Here is a 20,098-nt window from a genome sequence, read left to right on the forward strand (position 1 = left end):
AATTTTTAATTACGGTTGATAAAACCAGCAATTTCAGGACCAAATTCTTTAATTAAACGATTCCACTCAACCATTGGCATTCTAACATCTAACAGCCAATTACCTTGCTCATCAAATTGCTCTTCATGCACTGCATTTAAGCTGAACAATGCAGCTCTTAAGCGACCATACAATGGCGTAAGAAATAATGTTTCGTTAAACATCTTCTTAGCTAGTAACTCACTGATAGCCTCGCTAAGTAATTCACACCCTTCACCAGTCTGAGCGCTAAGCCATACTCTTATAGGTTGGCCTTCGTCGTCTCGATCAATACGTGGGCTTACGTTATCCAGCGCATCAATTTTATTATAAATTAATAGCTGTGGTACTTCGTCGGCCTCAATTTCTTTAAGCACCGATTGTACTTGTTCAATATTTTCTTGCAGACGTGAGTCTGCTGCATCAATTACATGTAACTGCAAATCAGCTTCGCGAGTTTCAGTAAGCGTTGCTTTAAAAGCAGCAACTAAGTCATGTGGTAGGTGACGAATAAAGCCCACTGTATCAGCTAAGATAACAGGGCCAACATCACCTAACTCAAGCTTACGTAGAGTCGGGTCAAGCGTGGCAAACAACTGATCGGCCGCGTATACATCTGAATTTGTAATTCGATTAAATAATGTAGATTTACCCGCATTGGTATAACCAACTAATGAAACTGTAGGTATTTCGTTGCGAGTACGAGCTCGCCTACCTTGTTCACGTTGCACTGCAACTTTTGCTAAACGTGCACGAATATTTTGGATACGGGCACGAAGTAATCTTCTGTCAGTTTCAAGTTGAGTTTCACCAGGACCACGTAAACCAATCCCGCCTTTTTGACGTTCGAGGTGAGTCCAGCCTCGAATTAATCGAGTCGACATATGGCGAAGTTGAGCCAATTCAACTTGCAGCTTACCCTCGTGGGTACGTGCGCGCTGGGCAAAAATATCAAGAATTAGCGTCGTTCTATCAAGCACACGACATTGACAAACGCGCTCTAAATTACGCTCTTGTGATGGCCTGAGTTGATGATTAAAAATTACGACATCTGCTTTGTGGATTTTGACAATCTCAGCTATTTCTTCTGCTTTACCGGTACCGACGAATAGTTTCGGATGTGGTGCTTGACGGCTGCCTTGCACAACCGCCAAACTACTAACACCAGCAGAAGATACCAACATTTCTAATTCATGAAGATCTTCACGATCTCCTTCTTTAGGTAAGTCGATATGAACTAAAATTGCCTGTTCGCCGGATTCATAGCGGTCAAACAAACATTATGCTCCTAATTAAAAGTTTCCAGCTTCTGCCTCTTCAGTGTCTTCACTCCCTTGAACTGCTTGGAAGTTAACTGCGCGAGCAGGGACAACTGTAGAAATTGCATGCTTATAAACCATTTGATTTACGGTGTTCTCTAGTAAAATAACAAATTGGTCAAATGACTGAATTTTGCCTTGTAATTTTATGCCATTTACTAAAAAGATTGATACTGGAATGCGCTCACGTCGTAGTGCATTCAAAAATGGGTCTTGTAACGATTGGCCTTTTGCCATGTTATTGTTCCTTCGTTCTAGGTGTTATTATAATTAAGTGGCTGAACTTATTTGATAAAAAACAATATTCAACTACTACTAGCTTAGCGAACTTACTACACGATGCAAGTTTTCTTCGTCGCCTGTTGTTAACCAAGTAACATCAGGCCAACTACGAAGCCACGTTAACTGCCGTTTTGCCAGCTGACGTGTTGCTGCGATGCCACGAAAAACCATTTCATCATGGTTTGTTTCACCCGCAAGGTAATCCCACATTTGTCTATAACCAACACAACGAATAGAAGGCATATTGGGGTGTAAATCCTTACGTAGATATAGGGTCGAAACTTCATTTTCAAACCCCTGATCAATCATTATTTTAAACCTTTCTTCAATTCGGCGGTGTAATTCACTGCGTTCTTGCGGTGCAATCGCAAATTGATGAAAAGTATAAGGTAAAGCCGGCTGTTTTTGCATTTGCAACTCAGTCATGGCCTTACCAGTTAACCTGTAAACCTCTAAAGCCCGATTAATTCTTTGTGAATCATTTTCACTTATTTTTTCGGCTGCTTTTGGGTCAACTTTAACTAATTCTTTATATAAATGAGGCCAGCCAAATTCTTTCGCTTGCGCTTCTAACTCTGCTCTTATCTCTGTATCTGCTTCAGGTAATGGCGATAAACCATCAATTAAAGATTTGAAGTACAGCATTGTACCTCCAACCAATACAGGCACTTTACCTTGTCTGTGAAATTCGTCAATTTTTTGCACTGCATCGCGCCTAAAATCTGCAACTGAATACGTTTCACTCGGGTCAAGTAGATCAATTAAATGATGCGGAGCTTTGGCTAATTCTTCGGCATCAGGTTTTGCTGTACCAATGTCCATACCTTTATACACTAGCGCTGAATCTACGCTGATTATTTCTGTATTTAAATGCTCGCACAGCGAGATTGCCAATGCTGTTTTACCTGCTGCAGTTGGACCCATTAAAAATATAACTGGTAAATTACTCAACACTGATACCTTAATCTAATTGCGTTAAATAGTGATTTAGCTCTATTTTAACTGCTTTTTTACGCAAGCGTTCAATAGTTTGTGGATTATTTTGTAAGCGCATTTGTTGCGCTAAAAATACATTGCTTAAATAAAATCGGGTCGGCACGCATTTCATTTGCCATTCTAACCAATTTTCTATATTTTCAAGTTTTGCTTTACACGCATCAAGTAGCTCACCTACCGCTGCACTTACGTCAAGTAAATATAAACACGCTGGCAATTTTTTAACCATTACAAATTGTTTTTCTATTACAAGTTCAAAACCAAGTAAGGTAAACCACGATTGCTGGGATTCTATAAGTAAGCAATCTTCTTTTTCTAAGTTTACTCGCACTGGTAACAAAAGGGCTTTCCCTTCTAAACTTCCGAACTCTTTAATTTGATTATGCCAATCATCAACTAATGCATATTTAAAATGTGAGCAATACAATTGCTGCTCTTCACTAAAGACACACACTCCTTCACTAACACTTATAATAGAAACAGCTTTTAAGACATTATCAACAGATACTGACTGGTGTTGTGCAGCAGATATATTGGCTGCATTATCAAAATGTGCGGCGTGTTGCTCACTCACTCCTTGATAAAACGCATTTACGTCATGATGGCTCGTGCTTGGTGTAGCACGGTATGTACCGCCAACACTTCTAGTACCTGAGGACGAACTTGAGCTACCAGCACTTCCAGAGTAAGAAGGCTGTAATTGCGATTTAGGGTAATCAAACACTCCTTCGCTTTCTATATTATTAGCACTGCTATGCGTTGACTCAATGAACGCTGGCGTGAATTCTGCTTCTGTGCTCGCTGATTCGTTAGTGAATTCGCCTTGCAATGGCACTACTACCTGCTTAATAGCTTGCAATATAAAATCATGAATTAACCGCCCTTGATGAAAACGCACTTCATGCTTAGCAGGGTGAACATTTACATCAACCTGCCGAGGGTCAATATCAATATAAATGACAAAACCGGGTAATTCTTGTGTTCCACTTACTTCTTCAAATGCCTGGCGTATAGCATGCAAAATAAGCTTATCGCGCATCATGCGATTATTCACATAAGTGTACTGAGTCGTATTCGCTGAGCCTACAGGTAGCACCCAACCATGCAGCTGTAGGCCAGCCTCTCCTGATTGAATATGCAAACCTTGCTCAGCAAAGGCCTTACCTGCAACTTGTGCTACGCGTGTTATAGCCTGAGAGGGATCAGTTTTGGCACGATACTGCCTTACTACTTTTTCGTTGTGAGTTAGTGTAATAGAGACATCAAAGCGACTAAGCGCAATACGCTTTATCAACTCATCAATATGGCTAAATTCAGTTTTTTCGGTGCGTAAAAATTTACGACGTGCTGGAGTATTAAAAAATAAATCTTTTACTTCAATGGTTGTGCCATCGGGATGCGCTACAGGTTTTACTTGAACGGCCATGTCGCGGCCTTCTGCAAAAGCTTGCCAAGCTGCTTCTTGCTCTTTTGGTTTTGAGCTCAGCGTTAAACGCGACACAGAACTAATTGACGCAAGTGCTTCCCCTCTAAAGCCAAGTGAGCAAATGTTTTCAAGGTCATCAAGTGATTTTAATTTACTTGTCGCGTGGCGAGAAAGTGCGAGCGTTAGCTCATCTTTACTTATCCCTGCGCCATTATCACGAATACGAATAAGTTTGTGGCCGCCGCGCTCAATATCAATTTGAATACGCGTTGCGCCAGCATCTAAGCTATTTTCAACAAGCTCTTTTACTACCGACGCTGGGCGCTCAACCACTTCGCCTGCGGCAATTTGGTTGGCTAAACGCGCGGGTAATATTTCAATATTCATGAGACTTCCTAGCAAACATTGCGCTAATAATAATGACTAACTTTGAGGTATATCGAGCTCTTGCCCAATAAATAAGGTATTAGAACTAAGCTTATTAACTTGTTTTAATTTATTGACTGTAACGCCATAGCGACTCGCTAACATACTTAAAGATTCACCGGGGCGTACTTTATGCTTTGTTGGATATTGCGACTTTAATTTAGCAAATAAAGAATCATCCGGCGGATTTTTCAAATAATAATTTTTAATTGAAGTAAATATCGCTTTAGCTAAACGCTCTTGATGATTAGGGCTTTTAAGTAGCTTTTCTTCTCGCGGGTTAGATATAAACCCCGTTTCTACCAAAATAGATGGAATATCTGGTGATTTTAGTACTGCAAGGCTCGCATGCTGGGGATCTTTTTTATGCAGTTTGGCAACCTTACGAAGCTCTTTAACCACTTCGTCAGCTACATTTAAGCCAGTTTTCATAGAGTGGTCCATCGACATATCAAGCAACGCTTGTGCTAGATATTTTTCATTGGCGGCATCTTTCATTACATCAGCAGCGCCACCTAAAAGCTCGGAGTGTTTTTCTTTATCTTCTATCCATTTACCTATTTCTGAATTAGCACGTCTTAATGATAAAACCCACACAGAGGCACCATTTGGCCCAGGGCTTGTAAATGCATCAGCATGAATAGAAACAAAAAAATCTGCCTTTTTTTCACGGGCTCGATTAGTACGGGTATTTAATTTTACAAAATAGTCACCGCTTCGTACCATGCGCGAAATCATGCCACGTTCGCCATCAATCATGCGCTCTAAACGTTTCGCAATTTGCAGTGTAACTGTTTTTTCGTAGGTGCCTGATGGCCCTATTGAACCAGGATCTTCGCCGCCATGCCCCGCATCAATCGCAATAACAATGTCGCGCTCTTGGCTTAGTTGACGGTTTTTAGCGGCTGTTTGAGCAGGAGAAACAACTGTAGTAGCTTGGCTTTTATTATATAAATCAACAACGAGTCTATTTTTATAAGGGCCTGTAGGTGCGAGGGCAAATACCACTGGCTTTATTGGCGCGCTTAATTCAAATACTAAACGTACGCTTTGTTTATTTTTAGGTTTTGAGTAACGTAATTTGCTTACTATTTGATGTTTCGGGGGCACACCTGGCAATATTTTTAACTCGCTAGTATTTTCTAAATCAATCACTAGGCGGCTAGGGTTTTTAAGCATGAAATAGCTAAAGTCGGGCTTATCATTTAAATCAAATACCACGCGCGTACTATCTGGAGACGGCCATACACGCACACTATTGATTGTGTTTTTAGCCCATAGCGGCAAGCTTATGGTGATAACCATAAGATAAATAAAAAGTTTAACTACACCTCGGCTCATTGGATAATTACTGCCTTAACTATATTATTATTGATTATTTAGTTTTTCGACAATTGCTATACCGCGCTCACTCGCACTATTTATAACAATTTTACGTTCGTTACCCACATAGCTTAGAGTAATATCTAAATCAGGCACAGGAATAAATTCACCACCCTTTTCAGGCCATTCAACAACACAAATTGCGTCTGCTGAGAAATAATCGCGTATTCCCATGTATTCGAGTTCTTCAGGATCACCTAAGCGGTATAAGTCAAAATGATAAACATTTGCACGCTCAAGCTCATAAGGTTCTACTAGTGTATAGGTCGGGCTTTTAACCTTACCTGTATGGCCAAAGCCTTGCACTACACCTCGTGTAAACGTTGTTTTACCAGCACCTAAATCACCATGTAAATAAATAACCGCACCTTGCTCTATAATATCAGCAACGCGATTACCCATTGCAACCGTGGCAATCTCATCAGTTAAATGAAATTCAAAACTACGCGTCATTATTACCTCAAAAATTCATTCAAAAGCGCATATTTGCTAATCATACCAGAATATTCATTTAAGGCGATAAATTGAGGTTTTAGACATAAAAAAACCAGACAAGCGAATGATTAAGTTATATTTGAATATCTATTTTCGATACCTTAAAACTGTAACATTGAAATAAAGTAAGAGAAAAGTAACGCTACGGCTGAGATGCCTATAGCAAGTATTAAAGTTACTGAGATATGTAAGCTTATAATCAAACTTTTATGATTCAGCCACTAGTTCTGATACTAAAAAATATATAGCAACAACGGAGTTGATGACACAAACCAGAAAACTACCCTGCATGCTTTTGTATTTCTGATAAAAAGATAATACCAATTCGCTTAATTAAGTGATCTATTTTGAGGCTGGAAAAACGTGTTGATAGCTAGGCAGAAATTCGCTATTTAGTTGTTCTAAATGAGCATTTTTTAACGCAGGTAGCGACACGTTTAGCCCCACAAAATGATTAAGTATTATTGCGGATTGGTATAAGTCCTAAATGTGTAAACACGTTTCAAGACAAGGCAGTTCCAGAAAACAAAAAGCCCCGGCTAATGCCAGGGCTTTTTTACAAAACTAACTTAATTAAAAATTAAGCTTGTTTTGGACTAGAAATAACGTCTACTAAAGTCCAAGATTTATTCTTAGAAATTGGTGCGCATTCACGGATAGTAACTACGTCACCCGCTTTTGCTGTGTTATTTTCGTCATGTACGTGTAACTTAGTCGTACGTTTAATGAATTTCCCATAGATTGGGTGCTTCACATAACGTGCGATAGCGATAGTGAAAGATTTTTCCATCTTGTCGCTGATTACACGGCCTTGAAGAGTACGAATTTTATCGCTCATTATTGACCTGCCTTCTGGTTAATAACTGTTTTTACACGCGCGATATCGCGGCGTACTGTTCTTAGCGTGTGTGTCTGAGCTAACTGACCAGTGCTAGCTTGCATGCGCATATTAAATTGCTCACGAAGTAGTCCTAGAAGTTCAGCATTAAGCTCTTCTACGCTTTTATCTTTTAGTTCGCTAGCTTTCATCACATTACCGTCCGAGTTACGAAAGTTGTTTTGAATGGCAGTTTACGAGCAGCAAGGTCAAACGCTTCACGAGCAAGCTCTTCTGAAACACCTTCCATTTCGTAAAGTACTTTACCAGGCTGAATTTCAGCAACCCAATATTCAACAGAACCTTTACCTTTACCCATACGAACTTCAAGAGGTTTTTCTGTAATCGGTTTGTCAGGGAAGACACGAATCCAGATTTTACCTTGACGTTTCACGTGACGCGTCATAGCACGACGAGCTGCTTCGATTTGACGAGCAGTCATACGGCCACGGCCAGTTGCTTTCAATCCGAAAGTACCGAAGCTTACTTTGTTACCGTTTTGCGCTAAACCGCGGTTGCGGCCTTTGTGCATTTTACGGAATTTTGTACGTTTTGGCTGTAACATTACTCGCTACCTCTACTTAGCACTTTTCTTGGCTTTCTTTGGTGCGCGTTTAGCTGGCTTCTCTTGCTCTTGTACTAGTGGTAAACCACCAATAACTTCGCCTTTGAAGATCCAAACTTTAACACCAATGATACCATAAGTGGTTAAGGCTTCAGAAGTTGCGTAATCGATATCAGCACGAAGAGTATGTAGAGGTACACGACCTTCACGATACCATTCTGAACGTGCGATTTCAGCGCCGCCAAGACGACCGCTAACTTCAACTTTAATCCCTTTAGAACCGATGCGCATTGCATTTTGTACCGAACGCTTCATAGCGCGACGGAACATAACACGACGTTCTAGTTGAGAGGCAATGCCGTCTGCTACTAGTTGTGCATCTAGTTCTGGTTTACGTACTTCAGAGATATTAATCTGAGCAGGTACACCAGCGATTTTAGTTACCGCTTGACGTAATTTTTCTACGTCTTCGCCTTTTTTACCGATAACAACACCCGGACGAGCCGTGTGAATTGTTACTCGGATTGATTTTGCTGGACGCTCAATAACGATTTTAGACACAGAAGCCGTTTTTAATTCCTTAGTAAGGAATGTACGAACTTTGTGATCGCCAAAAAGCTGTGCAGAGAAATCTTTTGAACTCGCGTACCAGGTAGAAACCCAAGGTTTAGATATACCTAGGCGAATACCAGTAGGATGAACTTTTTGTCCCATTACTTATACTCCTAGCTATCTGAAACCATAACAGTGATATGGCTTGTACGCTTAAGGATGCGATCTGCGCGTCCTTTAGCACGAGGCATAATACGTTTCATTGTAGGACCATCGTCCACAAAGATCGTTGTTATACGAAGCTCATCAATGTCAGCACCTTCGTTATGCTCTGCGTTAGCAATAGCAGACTCAAGTACTTTCTTAACTAATACAGCCGCTTTCTTAGGGCTGTACGCCAGGATTTCTAGTGCGCGATCTACAGGTAACCCGCGGATCTGATCTGCAACTAGACGTGCTTTTTGCGCCGAACCAGAGGCGAATTTATGTTTAGCTAATGCTTGCATTTATCTTCCCCTCTTATCGTTTCTTCGCTTTCTTATCCGCAGCATGGCCACGGTAAGTGCGAGTTGGTGCAAATTCACCTAGTTTGTGACCGATCATTTCGTCAGAAACGAAAACTGGTACGTGCTGGCGACCATTATGGACAGCAATGGTCAATCCGATCATGTTAGGTATGATCATTGAACGACGGCTCCAAGTTTTAATTGGCTTTTTCTCACCGCTTTCCAAAGCTTTCTCTACCTTCTTCAGCAAGTGTAGGTCTATAAAAGGACCCTTCTTGAGAGAGCGTGGCATGGCTATTCCTCAATATTACTTAGTACGACGACGTACTATAAATTTATCCGTACGCTTGTTCTTACGCGTCTTCGCACCTTTAGTCGGCTTACCCCATGGAGACACAGGATGACGACCACCAGATGTACGACCTTCACCACCACCGTGTGGGTGATCTACCGGGTTCATGGCAACACCACGAACTGTCGGACGAATACCACGCCAGCGATTTGCACCTGCTTTACCAAGTGAACGAAGCATATGCTCAGCATTGCCTACTTCACCTAGAGTCGCACGACAATCAGATTCAACTTTACGAACTTCGCCTGAACGAAGACGTAATGTTACATACTGACCATCACGAGCAAGGATTTGAACGTATGCACCAGCAGAACGTGCGATTTGAGCACCTTTACCTGGTTTTAATTCTACGTTGTGAACAGTCGAACCTACAGGCATATTACGCATTGGTAATGCATTACCAGGTTTGATTGGTGCATCAACACCAGACTGGATTGCATCGCCAGCTTTTAAGCCTTTTGGTGCGATAATGTAACGACGCTCACCGTCTGCATATAATACAAGAGCGATGTTTGCGCTACGATTTGGATCGTATTCTAAACGTTCAACAGTGGCTGGAATGCCATCTTTAGTACGTTTAAAATCGATTAAACGGTAATGTTGTTTATGACCACCACCGATATGACGAACCGTAATACGACCATTGTTATTACGACCACCTGATTTAGAGTTTTTCTCTAAAAGTGGTGCGTATGGCTTACCCTTATGTAGATCAGAGTTAACCACTTTAACTAGGTGACGACGGCCCGCAGAAGTAGGCTTACACTTTTGAAGTGCCATAATTCTATCCCCTTATTACTCGGCGCCGCCGACAAAGTCTAGCTCGCTGCCTTCTTTAAGAGTAACGTAAGCTTTTTTCCAGTCGCTACGACGACCGAAACGTGCGCCAGTACGTTTTGTTTTACCCTTAACGTTAAGTGTGCGAACACCCGTTACTTCTACTTCAAAAAGCTTCTCAACTGCTACTTTAATTTCAGCTTTAGTTGCGTCATTTACTACTTTAAAAACAATAGTATTGTTTTCTTCAGCAGCAATTGTGCTTTTTTCAGAGATATGTGGAGCAAGGATCACTTTTAAAAGACGTTCTTCGCGAATCATGCTAGCGCCTCCTCAAGTTGCTTAACAGCAGCGGCTGTAATAAGTACCTTATCGAAAGCAATTAAGCTTACAGGATCGATACCAGCTACATCACGTGTGTCAACCTTATAAAGGTTACGTGCCGATAAGAAAAGATTTTCATCTACTTCTTCAGTCACGATAAGAACATCTTTAAGCTCAAGTTCTTTAAGCTTAGCAACTAGTTCTTTAGTTTTTGGTGCTGCTAGAGCAAAACTTTCAACAACGATTAAACGCTCTTGACGAACTAATTCAGATAAGATGCTTTTAATCGCACCACGGTACATTTTACGGTTTACTTTTTGGCTGTGGTCTTGTGGTTTAGCTGCAAAGCTAACGCCACCTGAACGCCAAATTGGGCTACGGATTGTACCGGCACGTGCACGGCCAGTACCTTTTTGAGCCCATGGTTTTTTACCACCACCGCTTACTTCAGAACGTGTCTTCTGAGCACGAGTACCTTGACGAGCACCTGCTGCGTATGCAACAACTACTTGGTGTACTAATGCTTCGTTAAACTCACGTCCAAAAGTAGCTTCAGAAACTTCAAGACCGCCAGAAGCGTCTTTAATTGCTAATTCCATCACTAAATCTCCAGGACTTATGCTTTAACAGCTGGTTTAACGATAACGTCACCGCCAATAGCTCCAGGTACTGCACCCTTAACTAAAAGCAAATTACGCTCAGCGTCAACGCGAACTAGTTCTAAGTTTTGAGTCGTTACACGCTCAGCACCCATATGACCGGCCATTTTCTTACCTTTAAACACCTTACCAGGTGATTGGTTTTGACCGATTGAACCAGGAGCACGGTGAGATAGAGAGTTACCATGTGTAGCGTCTTGCATGCTGAAATTCCAGCGCTTAACACCACCTTGGAAACCTTTACCTTTAGAAGTACCGGTTACGTCAACCTTGTTGATTTCGTTGAATAATTCAACAGTAAGCTCAGCGCCTACTTCAAAATCGCCTTCACCACCGTTAAGGCGGAATTCCCACAGACCGCGACCCGCTTCAACACCAGCTTTAGCGAAATGACCCGCTTTAGCTTTGTTTACACGACTTGCTTTTTTAGTGCCTGCGGTTACTTGAAGCGCGTTATAACCGTCTGTTGCGTCAGATTTGATCTGAGCAATGCGGTTAGGTGTCGCTTCAATAACTGTCACAGGGATAGATACACCATCTTCAGTGAAGATTCGTGTCATACCCACTTTACGACCGACTAGACCTAATGCCATTTTCCTAAAACCTCTCTAATCTTTCGATTAACCCAGGCTGATTTGAACATCAACACCAGCAGCAAGATCTAAACGCATAAGCGCGTCTACAGTCTTGTCAGTTGGTTCTACGATGTCTATCAGACGTTTATGGGTGCGGATCTCGTACTGATCACGCGCATCTTTATTAACGTGCGGTGAAGTTAGTACAGTAAAACGTTCAAAGCGTGTAGGTAGTGGGATTGGACCACGTACTTGTGCGCCAGTGCGTTTCGCAGTTTCCACGATTTCTGCCGTTGATTGGTCAATCAAACGGTGGTCAAAAGCTTTTAGGCGAATACGAATGCGTTGATTTGACATTCTTAACCTCAATATAAAGAGCATATAAAAGAGCATAAAAAAACGACCGAAACAATCTTAAAACTTAAGATGTCGGCTGTTTGATTATATCTACGTTGAGTTCCAAATCGGAACTCCTGTTTATTAGCTTGAAATCCAAGCTTAATTTATCCTTTCTAATTCCCAGAGGAATTTTGAAAGCCTGCGTATTATAGAGGTATTGGTGATAAATGCAACAACTATTTAGAAACAATGTAATGAATACTAATTTGATTAAATATGCGTCCATACATGTTCAATAGCTATACTTGAACTAATGCTTTTGGTGCTAGTCAACAAACAACTAAACATCTTAATTGCGCAAACTAAGGGATTTTTAGATATTATGGTATCCTGTTGCGCTAATTTTGCCCTTAATACTCTCAATATGGTGAGTCGATGCGTATTTTTAATTATTGTTTAAATGTTATGTCTGCTGGATTTAGCCGCTTATTTGTGAAAAGCAAAGTGCTGCCAGAAAATCCTATTAAACAGTATGATCTAAACCCTGAGTACCCTACATTTTATATAGTGCGTTTAAATTCACGTTTTGATTTAGCCGCGCTGGCGCATGTTTGTAAAAAGAATGGCCTACCAAGCCCAACAGAAGAGCAAGTGCTAGGGACTCAAAATTTAGACCGTTTTATTGGTATTAAAAATCCTCCACCGTTATTTGGTGATGAAGCAAAACCAACCAATGCTTTAGCCCAAGGCAAGCAAATTATTGAGTACTTAATAAAAAGCGGTCAGCAAAACGTACAAGTGGTGCCTGTTACTATTTTATGGGGGCGCGATCCAGGTAAAGAAAAGCCAGGACTACGTACTTTAATTACACACTCTCTTACTCCAAGCTGGTTTAGAAAGTTTTTTGTGGTGTTATTTTCAGGGCGCGATAACTTTATTCGCTTTAGCCAACCACTCGACTTATCACTTTTAGTCAATGAAAAAGCCGATGTAAGTGAGTTACCTCATAAATTATTACGCGTAGCGCGTGTTCACTTTAAGCGCCAAAAGCTAGCTGCTACAGGCCCTAAAATGCCATCTCGTGAGCAATTGTTTAATTCATTATTAGCGTCACCTACTATAAAAAAAGCAATTCAAGATGAAGCTAACGCTAAAAACATTAGCCAAACAGAAGCTCGTCAAAATGCACTTAAGCTACTTGATGAAATAGCCGCTAATTACTCTGAAGCAATGATACGTGTGGCCGAAAGGTTTTTAACTTGGTTATGGAATAAGCTTTATAATGGTATTGATATTAAACACGCCGAACAAATTCATGAACTAACAGATAAAGGACATGAAATAATTTATATGCCTTGTCATCGCAGCCATATGGATTACTTACTGCTTACTTACTCTATTTATCATTTAGGTTTAGTACCTCCGCATATAGCTGCTGGTATAAATCTTAACTTTTTCCCTGCCGGAGGCATATTTAGACGCTCTGGTGCGTTTTTTATTCGTCGCTCGTTTGCAGGTAATAAACTTTATTCTGCCATATTCAAAGAGTATTTAAGCCAACTGTTTATTAAAGGTTACTCTGTTAAGTTTTACACGGAGGGCGGTCGAAGCCGAACTGGACGCTTACTGCCGCCTAAAACGGGTATGCTATCTATGACACTACAAGCAATGCTACGCGGAATAGACAGACCAATATCTATTGTTCCTGTGTACATTGGCTACGAGCACGTCATGGAAATTAACACCTACCTTAAAGAGCTAGATGGTAAAGATAAAAAAGGCGAATCTATATTTGGTATTTTTAAGGCAATCAAAAACCTTAAAAACTACGGTCGTGGTAATTTAAACTTTGGCGACCCAATCTCTATTAACCAATACTTAAACGATAACCAACCTGATTGGCGTGATTCAATACACCCAACTGACGTGCAAAAGCCACAATGGTTAGCACCACAAGTAACTAAACTTGCCGACCAAGTAATGGTTAAAATTAATAATGCAGCGGCGCTTAATGCGGTTAACTTACTAGCGATGATATTGCTGGTTAATGATAAGCAAGCATTGAGTAAACCAAAGCTATTAGCACAGCTTGATTTTTATCTGCGCTTACAGCGTGATGCCAGCTACAGTAATAAAGTAACTACACCAGACGAAACACCAGAGCAATTACTAACGCATGCATTAAAGCTTAATAAGTTTGAAGTTATCAGTGATGAGTTTGGCGAAATCATTACGATTAACGATAAAGAAAAAGTACTGTTTAATTACTACCGAAACAATATTTTGCACTTGTTTGCAGTACCAAGCTTAATTGCACTACATCTATTTAAACAACACAGCACTACGATTGCTCAATGCCAGCAACTTGTAAAAACATTTTATCCGCTATTTGCTAAAGAGTGGTATTTACAGCCTCTTGATGAAAACTATATAACGCGTATTTTAGCTAACTTTGCTGATCAAAATTTAATTGAGTTTGATGGCGATAACATTCATATAACGAACAGTAATGACTGCCTAGCTAAGCTTGAAATGCTTGGACGAGCACTTAGCTTTACTCTACAACGTTACGCTATTGTGATTGGTTTTATTCAAACAAGTGATGGCATTGAAAAAGCAGAATTAGAACGAGAGAGCCAAGTGCTTGCACAGCGTTTAGGAACACTGCATGGCATTAAAACACCTGAGTTTTTTGATAAAAAAGTACTTGTTAGTTTTATCGAAAACTTACGTGGCGAGTCGTTAATAACAGAGGGTGATAAAGGCTTAGTAGGCAGTACACAACTTTGCGAAACCTACGCACACCTTAAAACATTACTGCCAGCACGCGTCTGGCAGTCAATCAGCGATATAGTACAAGATCAGTGTAACTAGTACTATATCTATAAAAGGGGATTAGCGCTGACGCATAACCCCTTCTTGCATTGTTGAGGCAACCAAGTTGCCTTGGCGATCAAAAAACTGCCCGCGTACCAAACCACACCCATTACTCGCACTTGGACTATCAATTGAATACAAAATCCAATCATCCATTCTAAACGGGCGATGAAACCACATTGCGTGGTCTATGGTCGCTACTTGCATATTTGGCTGCATAAACGATACACCATGAGGTTGTAATGCAGTTGGTAAAAACTCAAAATCAGACGCATACGCTAATAAGTAATTGTGGATACGCTGATCGTCTGGCATTTCACCATTAGCTTTAAACCAAATATGCTTTACCGGCTCCATAACTTCTGGTTTAAACGGGTTATGAAAAGTAACCGGTCGCATTTCAATTGGCATTTCACGAGTAAACTTATTACGGATGACTTCAGGGATATGTGAAGCGTTATCTTGGTAAAACTCAAGCGATGAACGTAGTTCTTCAGGTGCGGGAACATCAGGCATTGTCGCTTGATGCGATAACCCACTCTCTTCACCTTGAAATGACGCGGTCATATAAAAAATAGGCTTACCGTACTGAATCGCTTTTACTCGGCGAGTACTAAAGCTCTTTCCATCGCGAATAGTTTCAACGTCATAAACAATGGGTTTAGCCGGATCGCCTGGGCGTAAAAAGTAAGAATGTAATGAATGAACTATTCGCCCTTCAGGTAGAGTTTCTTTGGCAGCAGAAAGCGCCTGCCCCATAACTTGACCACCAAATACAGCACCAAAGCCTAAATCTTGGCTTTGTCCTCGATATAAACCTTGCTCAATTTCTTCAAGTGTTAACAACGACAATAAATCATCTAATACTTGGCTCATTATTTCTTCCTCATTACCCTAGTATGCAAATGATACTATACAATAGTGGGAAGTAAATCTTTGTTAGGAATACTGTTATGGCTTACTGGCTATTTAAAACTGAACCCGATGCGTTTTCATTAGATGACTTAAAAAACGCACCCAACCAAACCACGCTTTGGGAAGGTGTGCGTAATTACCAAGCACGAAATTTTATGCGTGACGGCGTCAAAGTCGGTGATTCAGTAATGATTTATCATTCAAGCTGCAAACACGTGGGCGTAGCCGGCATTGCCGAGGTTACAAAAGAAGCTTACCCAGACCCTACTCAATTTGATTTAAGCAGCGACTATTACGATGCAAAAGCCACCAGCGATAAACCTCGTTGGGTTGTTGTTGAGGTTACTTATCAAAGTCATTTAAAAAAATTAATTAGCCTTAAAGATATAAAAGCCAATGACAATATTACTGAAATCGCACTTAAAAAGGGCGGACGTCTATCAATAATGCCTGTTACTAAAAATGACTGGGATGAAATAATCAAAATGGCGCAGTAATATTCTTTCGGTTTGACCTAATTTCATTGAGTTTGATATGATCCGCGCCGACTTATAGCTGGAGGATTAATGAAATTACTGTATTGGTTAGATGAATGGTTAACTCTCCCGCGCAATGAGCAACAAACTCGATTACCCATGACGGGTAGTGATTTACTCGGCGATGTATTTGTTAAGTATGATTTTGTTGACGTGAATAAGCCCCTGCTTTTTACTTTTTCTCCTGCTGGTACTAATGTGCAAGAACAAGATCTCAATTCTGATTTTGCACCTTGGGGTTATCACCTAGCTCAAAAACAAAACGTAAATGTTTTCGCTTTTCAGCACTTAGGTAAGAGTAATTGGTTTCGTAATCGAAATTTAATCTTTTTTCTCGAGCAATTATCAACATTACTTACGCCGTTTAATTGCCGATTAGGTTACGGTCTAAGTCGTGGTGGATTTGCTGTTGGCGCTTTTGCTAAATTATTAAAACTAAACCAAGTATTGTTCTTCCATCCGGTAAGTACTAAAAATAAAGAGTTAGTGCCGTGGGATGACCGCTCTAGTACCGATATAGCTCAGCAGTTTGATTGGCAGCAAGATTATCACGATCTAGATTTAGGAGATGCCCAAGGCTATATTATTTACGACCCAACTAATCGTATAGACCGAATGCATGCTAAGCGCTATAAGCAGCTAACTCACTTACGGGTATTTGGTATGGGACATGGCACACATGCCACATATTTGAATAAGTTTGGATTTTATAAGCAAGTAGCCGTCGATTTTATTCAGCACCAGCAAATTGATATTGCGCAATTTCGTCTGCAAACTAAAACCTTACGTTTTAAAGAGGATTATTACAAAAGCCTTAATAAAGCGAATGTAAACTCAGCTCACCGTCAAACACTATTAAGCAAAGCTCATAATATTTTGATTGATGAAAAAGAAGTTCACGTACAGGAACATCAGGCAAAAATTGATATTCAGCCATTAATAGATGTTGCCCTTAAGCATCAAGATGAGCATCCTAATGATGCCATTCAGTTATTAGAAGTTGCTCAACAACTTGTACCTGACGATCCTTTAATTGAGCATAAAATTAAGCAACTAGAAGAGTAATTACGCCAGTAAAAGCGACTGTAAAGGCCAACTACTCTATTTGGCCTTTTTCTTTTTGTGCCCATACTTGGGCACAATGGCAAAGTACATCATTAACCCTAACCAAGAAAATATAATTATTCCCATTAGCCAGCCATTCTTTTCATGACCCTGTGTACGCTTACTGTTGAGTACAATAACGACAGGTAATATATAAGCACTTAAAACAACAATTAAAAATACAACTTCATTCATTATTTTTCTAGGCTCGGCCAGTCTACTTCACTACTTAGTACTCGATCCACCGATATATAGTGCAGAATATCGCCTTCACTTACTTTGTAATCTAATGGTGGATTTAAATCCATATTTTGCGCACTTAAATTATGAGCAACACCCAACAGTATGGCATCATGCTCAAGCTTAAAATGATGAAACAAAGTACCAAACTCCATATCTTTGCATCCGTTTGGTATTTTCAAACTAAATTGTGTATCGCCGTGCAAAGTAGATAGCAGCTCCTCTTGCACACGGCTCGAACCTGGATCTTGCATTGAGCGTACGAGTATCTCAGCTGATTTTGCACTACTACACTCTACATTTTGGCAATGCTCTAACATCATCTCAACTTTGGTTTCATCCAAAAAGTGAGCACTTATATGACAATCATCTTTTACTAAGCGACTAATGCGCAGGGCTGTTGTAAATGTCTGATCGTCATCTTGACCATCAATAATCACCTTATCAGCACTACGAATAGCAACCCGCTCTAGCTCAACTAAATTAGTGAAGCTCGTTAAACGTGCAAAATCAACGCTTTCGTTAGCTAAAAAAGGATGATCCATTTGCTCTGTTACCGCGAGTAAAATACGACGGTCAGTACGTTTCGTATCTGCCAAAATGTAATCAATCATCTTTTTTGTACGAGTGTCGTGCCAACCAAAAATAATAATATGGTGGTTACTGTGGGCAAAGTTTTTATCACCAGTCATAGCGCGCCTAATTAAGTAAGTAACAGTTTGTCCTGCTTTTCCTAGCAAAACACCAAATAAAGCTAAACCAAATGGAATTTGTATTAATGCAACCACCCAACGACCAAGATCAGTAGTTGGACTAAAGTCACCATATCCCACTGTTGATGTTGTTACTGTGTAATAGTAAAAAAAGGTAGTAAGCGAGGTTAACGCTTTCTCATTCGCTATAAATAGTAAGCTCCATGTTAATAGCATATGAGTCAAAATAGCTAATGCCACTGCTTGCCAACTCAACTGATCTATATGAGCGCGAACAAGTAACGCTAGCCTTTTAAATATCACCGGCATAATACAAAGTCTTCGTTAGTAAATTATCTATAAACAGTACGTTACTGTAAGCGATGCTTTTAAGCAATGTTTAAGCTTTTAACCGCAAATATTAGACTAAATGCTGTTTGCCAATGGTGATTTTTCATGATTAATTAGCGTTAAAATAATAACCAAAACAGTTGTGCTTATGCTTAATAAAATAGCCCGCCCTTTTACTAAAATTGTAGAGCGTTATCTTCCCGACCCTTTTATATTTGTAATTTTACTTACAATAATTACCCTTGTCAGTGCGAGCTTATTTACAACTGCAACTAACATTGAAGTATTACAAGCGTGGGGAGGTGGGTTTTGGAACTTATTAAGTTTTGCTATGCAAATGCTACTAGTGTTAATTACAGGCTATATGTTGGCAAGTACGCCACCTATAAGTAAGTTATTAGAAAAGCTAGCAACATTTGCAAGCACCGCACCTAAAGCAATTATATTAGTCACGCTTATTTCGCTTTTAGCGAGCTGGATAAATTGGGGATTTGGCTTAGTTATTGGTGCCCTTTTTGCCAAGGCAATTGCTAAACATACTCGTGTTGATTATCGATTATTAGTAGCCAGCGCTTACTCAGGCTTTGTTGTATGGCATGTCGGATTAGCGGGTTCGATTCCTTTAACTATTGCAACCGATGGTCACTTTTCAGAGGCCAGCATTGGTATTATTAGTACAGAGCACACTTTATTTGCGGGCTTTAATATAGCCATATTAGTTGGTTTATTCATTATTATGCCGCTCGTTAATCGCTATATGCTGCCAAGCGAGCAAGAAAGCGTATATATCGACCCAGCTCTTTTACAAGAGACAACACCTAAGCCCACAACAATAACCAGACCTGCCCAACATTTGGAACAAAGTAAACTACTCGGTATGACAATTGGCTTATTAGGTTTGGCATATTTAGGCTATTACTTCTTTATTACTGGCGGAAACTTAAACCTTAATAGCGTTATTGCCGTATTTTTGTTTTTAGCTATTACGCTGCATCAAACACCCCATAATTTACTTAACAGTCTGCAACAAGCAATTCCAAGCGGGGCTGGCATTGTTATTCAATTTCCTTTTTATGCCGGCATCATGGCGGTAATGGTTGATAGTGGATTAGCACAACAGATATCACGTGGCTTTATTGCCGTTGCAGATGCTGATAGCTTGCCATTTTTTAGTTTTTTAAGTGCAGGACTCGTTAATATGTTTGTACCCTCTGGCGGTGGCCAATGGGCTGTACAAGCACCTATTGTAATACCCGCAGCACAAGAGCTAGGTGCCGATATATCTCGCGTTGCAATGGCTGTTGCATGGGGTGATGCGTGGACTAACCTAATTCAACCTTTTTGGGCATTACCCGTCCTTGCTATCGCAGGCTTAAAAGCAAAAGATATTATGGGGTTTTGTGTTGTGCAGTTGTTTGTGACTGGGGTTTTTATATCGCTGGTATTGAGCTTTTATTAATGTTTAACGGGCTGTAATAAATATTACAGCCCGTTTTCATCTAGAACGATAAA

The 20,098-nt window shown here is 40.3% G+C and carries 24 protein-coding genes; 4 read left to right on the forward strand and 20 right to left on the reverse strand.

The window, feature by feature from the left end:
• Positions 1 to 5: 5 nt before the first annotated feature.
• From hflX to rpsJ, 17 genes are all read right to left on the reverse strand, one after another.
• Entirely contained in the window at positions 6 to 1,295 is a 1,290-nt protein-coding gene (gene hflX / locus L655_RS0116470; protein WP_024597267.1) for a ribosome rescue GTPase HflX, read from the reverse strand.
• A gap of 15 nt (positions 1,296 to 1,310) precedes the next feature.
• Entirely contained in the window at positions 1,311 to 1,574 is a 264-nt protein-coding gene (gene hfq / locus L655_RS0116475; protein ID WP_024597268.1) for an RNA chaperone Hfq, read from the reverse strand.
• A gap of 78 nt (positions 1,575 to 1,652) precedes the next feature.
• Positions 1,653 to 2,570 carry a tRNA (adenosine(37)-N6)-dimethylallyltransferase MiaA gene (miaA, locus tag L655_RS0116480; RefSeq protein WP_024605619.1) on the reverse strand — a complete coding sequence of 306 codons (918 nt, stop codon included), beginning with the start codon at positions 2,568 to 2,570 and terminating at the stop codon, positions 1,653 to 1,655.
• Positions 2,571 to 2,580: 10 nt separating this feature from the next.
• Positions 2,581 to 4,428, reverse strand: coding sequence for a DNA mismatch repair endonuclease MutL (mutL, locus tag L655_RS0116485; RefSeq protein WP_024605620.1), 1,848 nt, complete (start codon positions 4,426 to 4,428; stop codon positions 2,581 to 2,583).
• A gap of 36 nt (positions 4,429 to 4,464) precedes the next feature.
• Positions 4,465 to 5,808, reverse strand: coding sequence for an N-acetylmuramoyl-L-alanine amidase (locus L655_RS0116490; RefSeq protein ID WP_024605621.1), 1,344 nt, complete (start codon positions 5,806 to 5,808; stop codon positions 4,465 to 4,467).
• 27 nt (positions 5,809 to 5,835) lie between these two features.
• Complete coding sequence (tsaE, locus tag L655_RS0116495; RefSeq protein ID WP_002957887.1) at positions 5,836 to 6,303, reverse strand: tRNA (adenosine(37)-N6)-threonylcarbamoyltransferase complex ATPase subunit type 1 TsaE; 468 nt, start codon at positions 6,301 to 6,303, stop codon at positions 5,836 to 5,838.
• Positions 6,304 to 6,925: 622 nt separating this feature from the next.
• Entirely contained in the window at positions 6,926 to 7,183 is a 258-nt protein-coding gene (rpsQ, locus tag L655_RS0116500) for a 30S ribosomal protein S17 (RefSeq protein ID WP_002957888.1), read from the reverse strand.
• Positions 7,183 to 7,374, reverse strand: coding sequence for a 50S ribosomal protein L29 (rpmC, locus tag L655_RS0116505; protein ID WP_002957889.1), 192 nt, complete (start codon positions 7,372 to 7,374; stop codon positions 7,183 to 7,185). The genes rpsQ and rpmC overlap by 1 nt, the downstream gene beginning before the upstream one ends.
• On the reverse strand, positions 7,374 to 7,787 hold the full coding sequence (gene rplP, locus L655_RS0116510; RefSeq protein ID WP_002957890.1) for a 50S ribosomal protein L16: 414 nt from the start codon (positions 7,785 to 7,787) through the stop codon (positions 7,374 to 7,376). The genes rpmC and rplP overlap by 1 nt, the downstream gene beginning before the upstream one ends.
• A gap of 12 nt (positions 7,788 to 7,799) precedes the next feature.
• Positions 7,800 to 8,501 carry a 30S ribosomal protein S3 gene (gene rpsC, locus L655_RS0116515; RefSeq protein ID WP_002957891.1) on the reverse strand — a complete coding sequence of 234 codons (702 nt, stop codon included), beginning with the start codon at positions 8,499 to 8,501 and terminating at the stop codon, positions 7,800 to 7,802.
• 11 nt (positions 8,502 to 8,512) lie between these two features.
• Positions 8,513 to 8,845, reverse strand: coding sequence for a 50S ribosomal protein L22 (gene rplV / locus L655_RS0116520; RefSeq protein ID WP_002957892.1), 333 nt, complete (start codon positions 8,843 to 8,845; stop codon positions 8,513 to 8,515).
• Between the two features lie 13 nt (positions 8,846 to 8,858).
• Positions 8,859 to 9,137: a 30S ribosomal protein S19 gene (gene rpsS, locus L655_RS0116525; RefSeq protein WP_004588689.1), complete on the reverse strand. Its 279-nt coding sequence runs from the start codon at positions 9,135 to 9,137 to the stop codon at positions 8,859 to 8,861.
• 15 nt (positions 9,138 to 9,152) lie between these two features.
• Positions 9,153 to 9,977 carry a 50S ribosomal protein L2 gene (rplB, locus tag L655_RS0116530; RefSeq protein ID WP_002957895.1) on the reverse strand — a complete coding sequence of 275 codons (825 nt, stop codon included), beginning with the start codon at positions 9,975 to 9,977 and terminating at the stop codon, positions 9,153 to 9,155.
• Between the two features lie 15 nt (positions 9,978 to 9,992).
• Positions 9,993 to 10,295 carry a 50S ribosomal protein L23 gene (rplW, locus tag L655_RS0116535; RefSeq protein WP_002957896.1) on the reverse strand — a complete coding sequence of 101 codons (303 nt, stop codon included), beginning with the start codon at positions 10,293 to 10,295 and terminating at the stop codon, positions 9,993 to 9,995.
• Positions 10,292 to 10,897, reverse strand: a complete 606-nt coding sequence (rplD, locus tag L655_RS0116540) for a 50S ribosomal protein L4 (RefSeq protein WP_002957897.1) — start codon at positions 10,895 to 10,897, stop codon at positions 10,292 to 10,294. Before rplD ends, rplW begins: the two co-directional genes overlap by 4 nt.
• A gap of 17 nt (positions 10,898 to 10,914) precedes the next feature.
• Positions 10,915 to 11,550, reverse strand: coding sequence for a 50S ribosomal protein L3 (rplC, locus tag L655_RS0116545; protein ID WP_002957898.1), 636 nt, complete (start codon positions 11,548 to 11,550; stop codon positions 10,915 to 10,917).
• 27 nt (positions 11,551 to 11,577) lie between these two features.
• A complete protein-coding gene (gene rpsJ / locus L655_RS0116550) occupies positions 11,578 to 11,889 on the reverse strand; it encodes a 30S ribosomal protein S10 (RefSeq protein WP_002957900.1) in 312 nt (103 codons plus the stop codon).
• Between the two features lie 417 nt (positions 11,890 to 12,306).
• On the opposite strand from rpsJ, the gene plsB reads away from it, so the two are divergent.
• Complete coding sequence (gene plsB / locus L655_RS0116555; protein WP_024605622.1) at positions 12,307 to 14,745, forward strand: glycerol-3-phosphate 1-O-acyltransferase PlsB; 2,439 nt, start codon at positions 12,307 to 12,309, stop codon at positions 14,743 to 14,745.
• 21 nt (positions 14,746 to 14,766) lie between these two features.
• On the opposite strand, the gene tesB is transcribed toward plsB, so the two are convergent.
• Positions 14,767 to 15,624 (reverse strand): acyl-CoA thioesterase II, encoded by an 858-nt coding sequence (gene tesB / locus L655_RS0116560; protein WP_024597275.1) that lies wholly within the window; start codon positions 15,622 to 15,624, stop codon positions 14,767 to 14,769.
• Positions 15,625 to 15,701: 77 nt separating this feature from the next.
• Here tesB and L655_RS0116565 point away from each other — a divergent pair, with 77 nt between their 5' ends.
• Positions 15,702 to 16,160 carry an EVE domain-containing protein gene (locus tag L655_RS0116565; RefSeq protein WP_024605623.1) on the forward strand — a complete coding sequence of 153 codons (459 nt, stop codon included), beginning with the start codon at positions 15,702 to 15,704 and terminating at the stop codon, positions 16,158 to 16,160.
• Positions 16,161 to 16,229: 69 nt separating this feature from the next.
• Entirely contained in the window at positions 16,230 to 17,264 is a 1,035-nt protein-coding gene (locus L655_RS0116570) for a hypothetical protein (protein ID WP_024605624.1), read from the forward strand.
• Between the two features lie 36 nt (positions 17,265 to 17,300).
• On the opposite strand, the gene L655_RS0116575 is transcribed toward L655_RS0116570, so the two are convergent.
• Together L655_RS0116575 and L655_RS0116580 are read right to left on the reverse strand one after the other, a co-directional pair.
• Complete coding sequence (locus L655_RS0116575; protein ID WP_002957905.1) at positions 17,301 to 17,498, reverse strand: PLDc N-terminal domain-containing protein; 198 nt, start codon at positions 17,496 to 17,498, stop codon at positions 17,301 to 17,303.
• The gene (locus tag L655_RS0116580; RefSeq protein WP_024605625.1) at positions 17,498 to 18,565 is read right to left on the reverse strand and encodes a potassium channel family protein; all 1,068 of its coding nucleotides are present in this window, start codon (positions 18,563 to 18,565) and stop codon (positions 17,498 to 17,500) included. Before L655_RS0116580 ends, L655_RS0116575 begins: the two co-directional genes overlap by 1 nt.
• A gap of 169 nt (positions 18,566 to 18,734) precedes the next feature.
• On the opposite strand from L655_RS0116580, the gene L655_RS0116585 reads away from it, so the two are divergent.
• On the forward strand, positions 18,735 to 20,045 hold the full coding sequence (locus tag L655_RS0116585; RefSeq protein ID WP_024605626.1) for a TIGR00366 family protein: 1,311 nt from the start codon (positions 18,735 to 18,737) through the stop codon (positions 20,043 to 20,045).
• The last annotated feature ends 53 nt before the right edge of the window (positions 20,046 to 20,098 follow it).

It is taken from the genome of Pseudoalteromonas sp. TAE79 (assembly GCF_000498015.1).
GTDB lineage: Bacteria > Pseudomonadota > Gammaproteobacteria > Enterobacterales > Alteromonadaceae > Pseudoalteromonas.

Bases quoted from the DNA above. Each gene is read 5' to 3' on its own strand.
- L655_RS0116490 (WP_024605621.1), bottom strand. From the start codon at position 5,808: ATGAGCCGAGGTGTAGTTAAACTTTTTATTTATCTTATGGTTATCACC.
- L655_RS0116585 (WP_024605626.1), top strand. From the start codon at position 18,735: ATGCTTAATAAAATAGCCCGCCCTTTTACTAAAATTGTAGAGCGTTAT.
- hfq (WP_024597268.1), bottom strand. From the start codon at position 1,574: ATGGCAAAAGGCCAATCGTTACAAGACCCATTTTTGAATGCACTACGA.
- L655_RS0116580 (WP_024605625.1), bottom strand. From the start codon at position 18,565: ATGCCGGTGATATTTAAAAGGCTAGCGTTACTTGTTCGCGCTCATATA.
- rplV (WP_002957892.1), bottom strand. From the start codon at position 8,845: ATGCAAGCATTAGCTAAACATAAATTCGCCTCTGGTTCGGCGCAAAAA.
- rpsS (WP_004588689.1), bottom strand. From the start codon at position 9,137: ATGCCACGCTCTCTCAAGAAGGGTCCTTTTATAGACCTACACTTGCTG.
- rplP (WP_002957890.1), bottom strand. From the start codon at position 7,787: ATGTTACAGCCAAAACGTACAAAATTCCGTAAAATGCACAAAGGCCGC.
- plsB (WP_024605622.1), top strand. From the start codon at position 12,307: ATGCGTATTTTTAATTATTGTTTAAATGTTATGTCTGCTGGATTTAGC.
- rpsQ (WP_002957888.1), bottom strand. From the start codon at position 7,183: ATGAGCGATAAAATTCGTACTCTTCAAGGCCGTGTAATCAGCGACAAG.
- rplD (WP_002957897.1), bottom strand. From the start codon at position 10,897: ATGGAATTAGCAATTAAAGACGCTTCTGGCGGTCTTGAAGTTTCTGAA.
- rpmC (WP_002957889.1), bottom strand. From the start codon at position 7,374: ATGAAAGCTAGCGAACTAAAAGATAAAAGCGTAGAAGAGCTTAATGCT.
- rplC (WP_002957898.1), bottom strand. From the start codon at position 11,550: ATGGCATTAGGTCTAGTCGGTCGTAAAGTGGGTATGACACGAATCTTC.
- rplW (WP_002957896.1), bottom strand. From the start codon at position 10,295: ATGATTCGCGAAGAACGTCTTTTAAAAGTGATCCTTGCTCCACATATC.
- tesB (WP_024597275.1), bottom strand. From the start codon at position 15,624: ATGAGCCAAGTATTAGATGATTTATTGTCGTTGTTAACACTTGAAGAA.
- L655_RS0116565 (WP_024605623.1), top strand. From the start codon at position 15,702: ATGGCTTACTGGCTATTTAAAACTGAACCCGATGCGTTTTCATTAGAT.
- L655_RS0116575 (WP_002957905.1), bottom strand. From the start codon at position 17,498: ATGAATGAAGTTGTATTTTTAATTGTTGTTTTAAGTGCTTATATATTA.
- rpsJ (WP_002957900.1), bottom strand. From the start codon at position 11,889: ATGTCAAATCAACGCATTCGTATTCGCCTAAAAGCTTTTGACCACCGT.
- mutL (WP_024605620.1), bottom strand. From the start codon at position 4,428: ATGAATATTGAAATATTACCCGCGCGTTTAGCCAACCAAATTGCCGCA.
- tsaE (WP_002957887.1), bottom strand. From the start codon at position 6,303: ATGACGCGTAGTTTTGAATTTCATTTAACTGATGAGATTGCCACGGTT.
- rpsC (WP_002957891.1), bottom strand. From the start codon at position 8,501: ATGGGACAAAAAGTTCATCCTACTGGTATTCGCCTAGGTATATCTAAA.
- rplB (WP_002957895.1), bottom strand. From the start codon at position 9,977: ATGGCACTTCAAAAGTGTAAGCCTACTTCTGCGGGCCGTCGTCACCTA.
- L655_RS0116570 (WP_024605624.1), top strand. From the start codon at position 16,230: ATGAAATTACTGTATTGGTTAGATGAATGGTTAACTCTCCCGCGCAAT.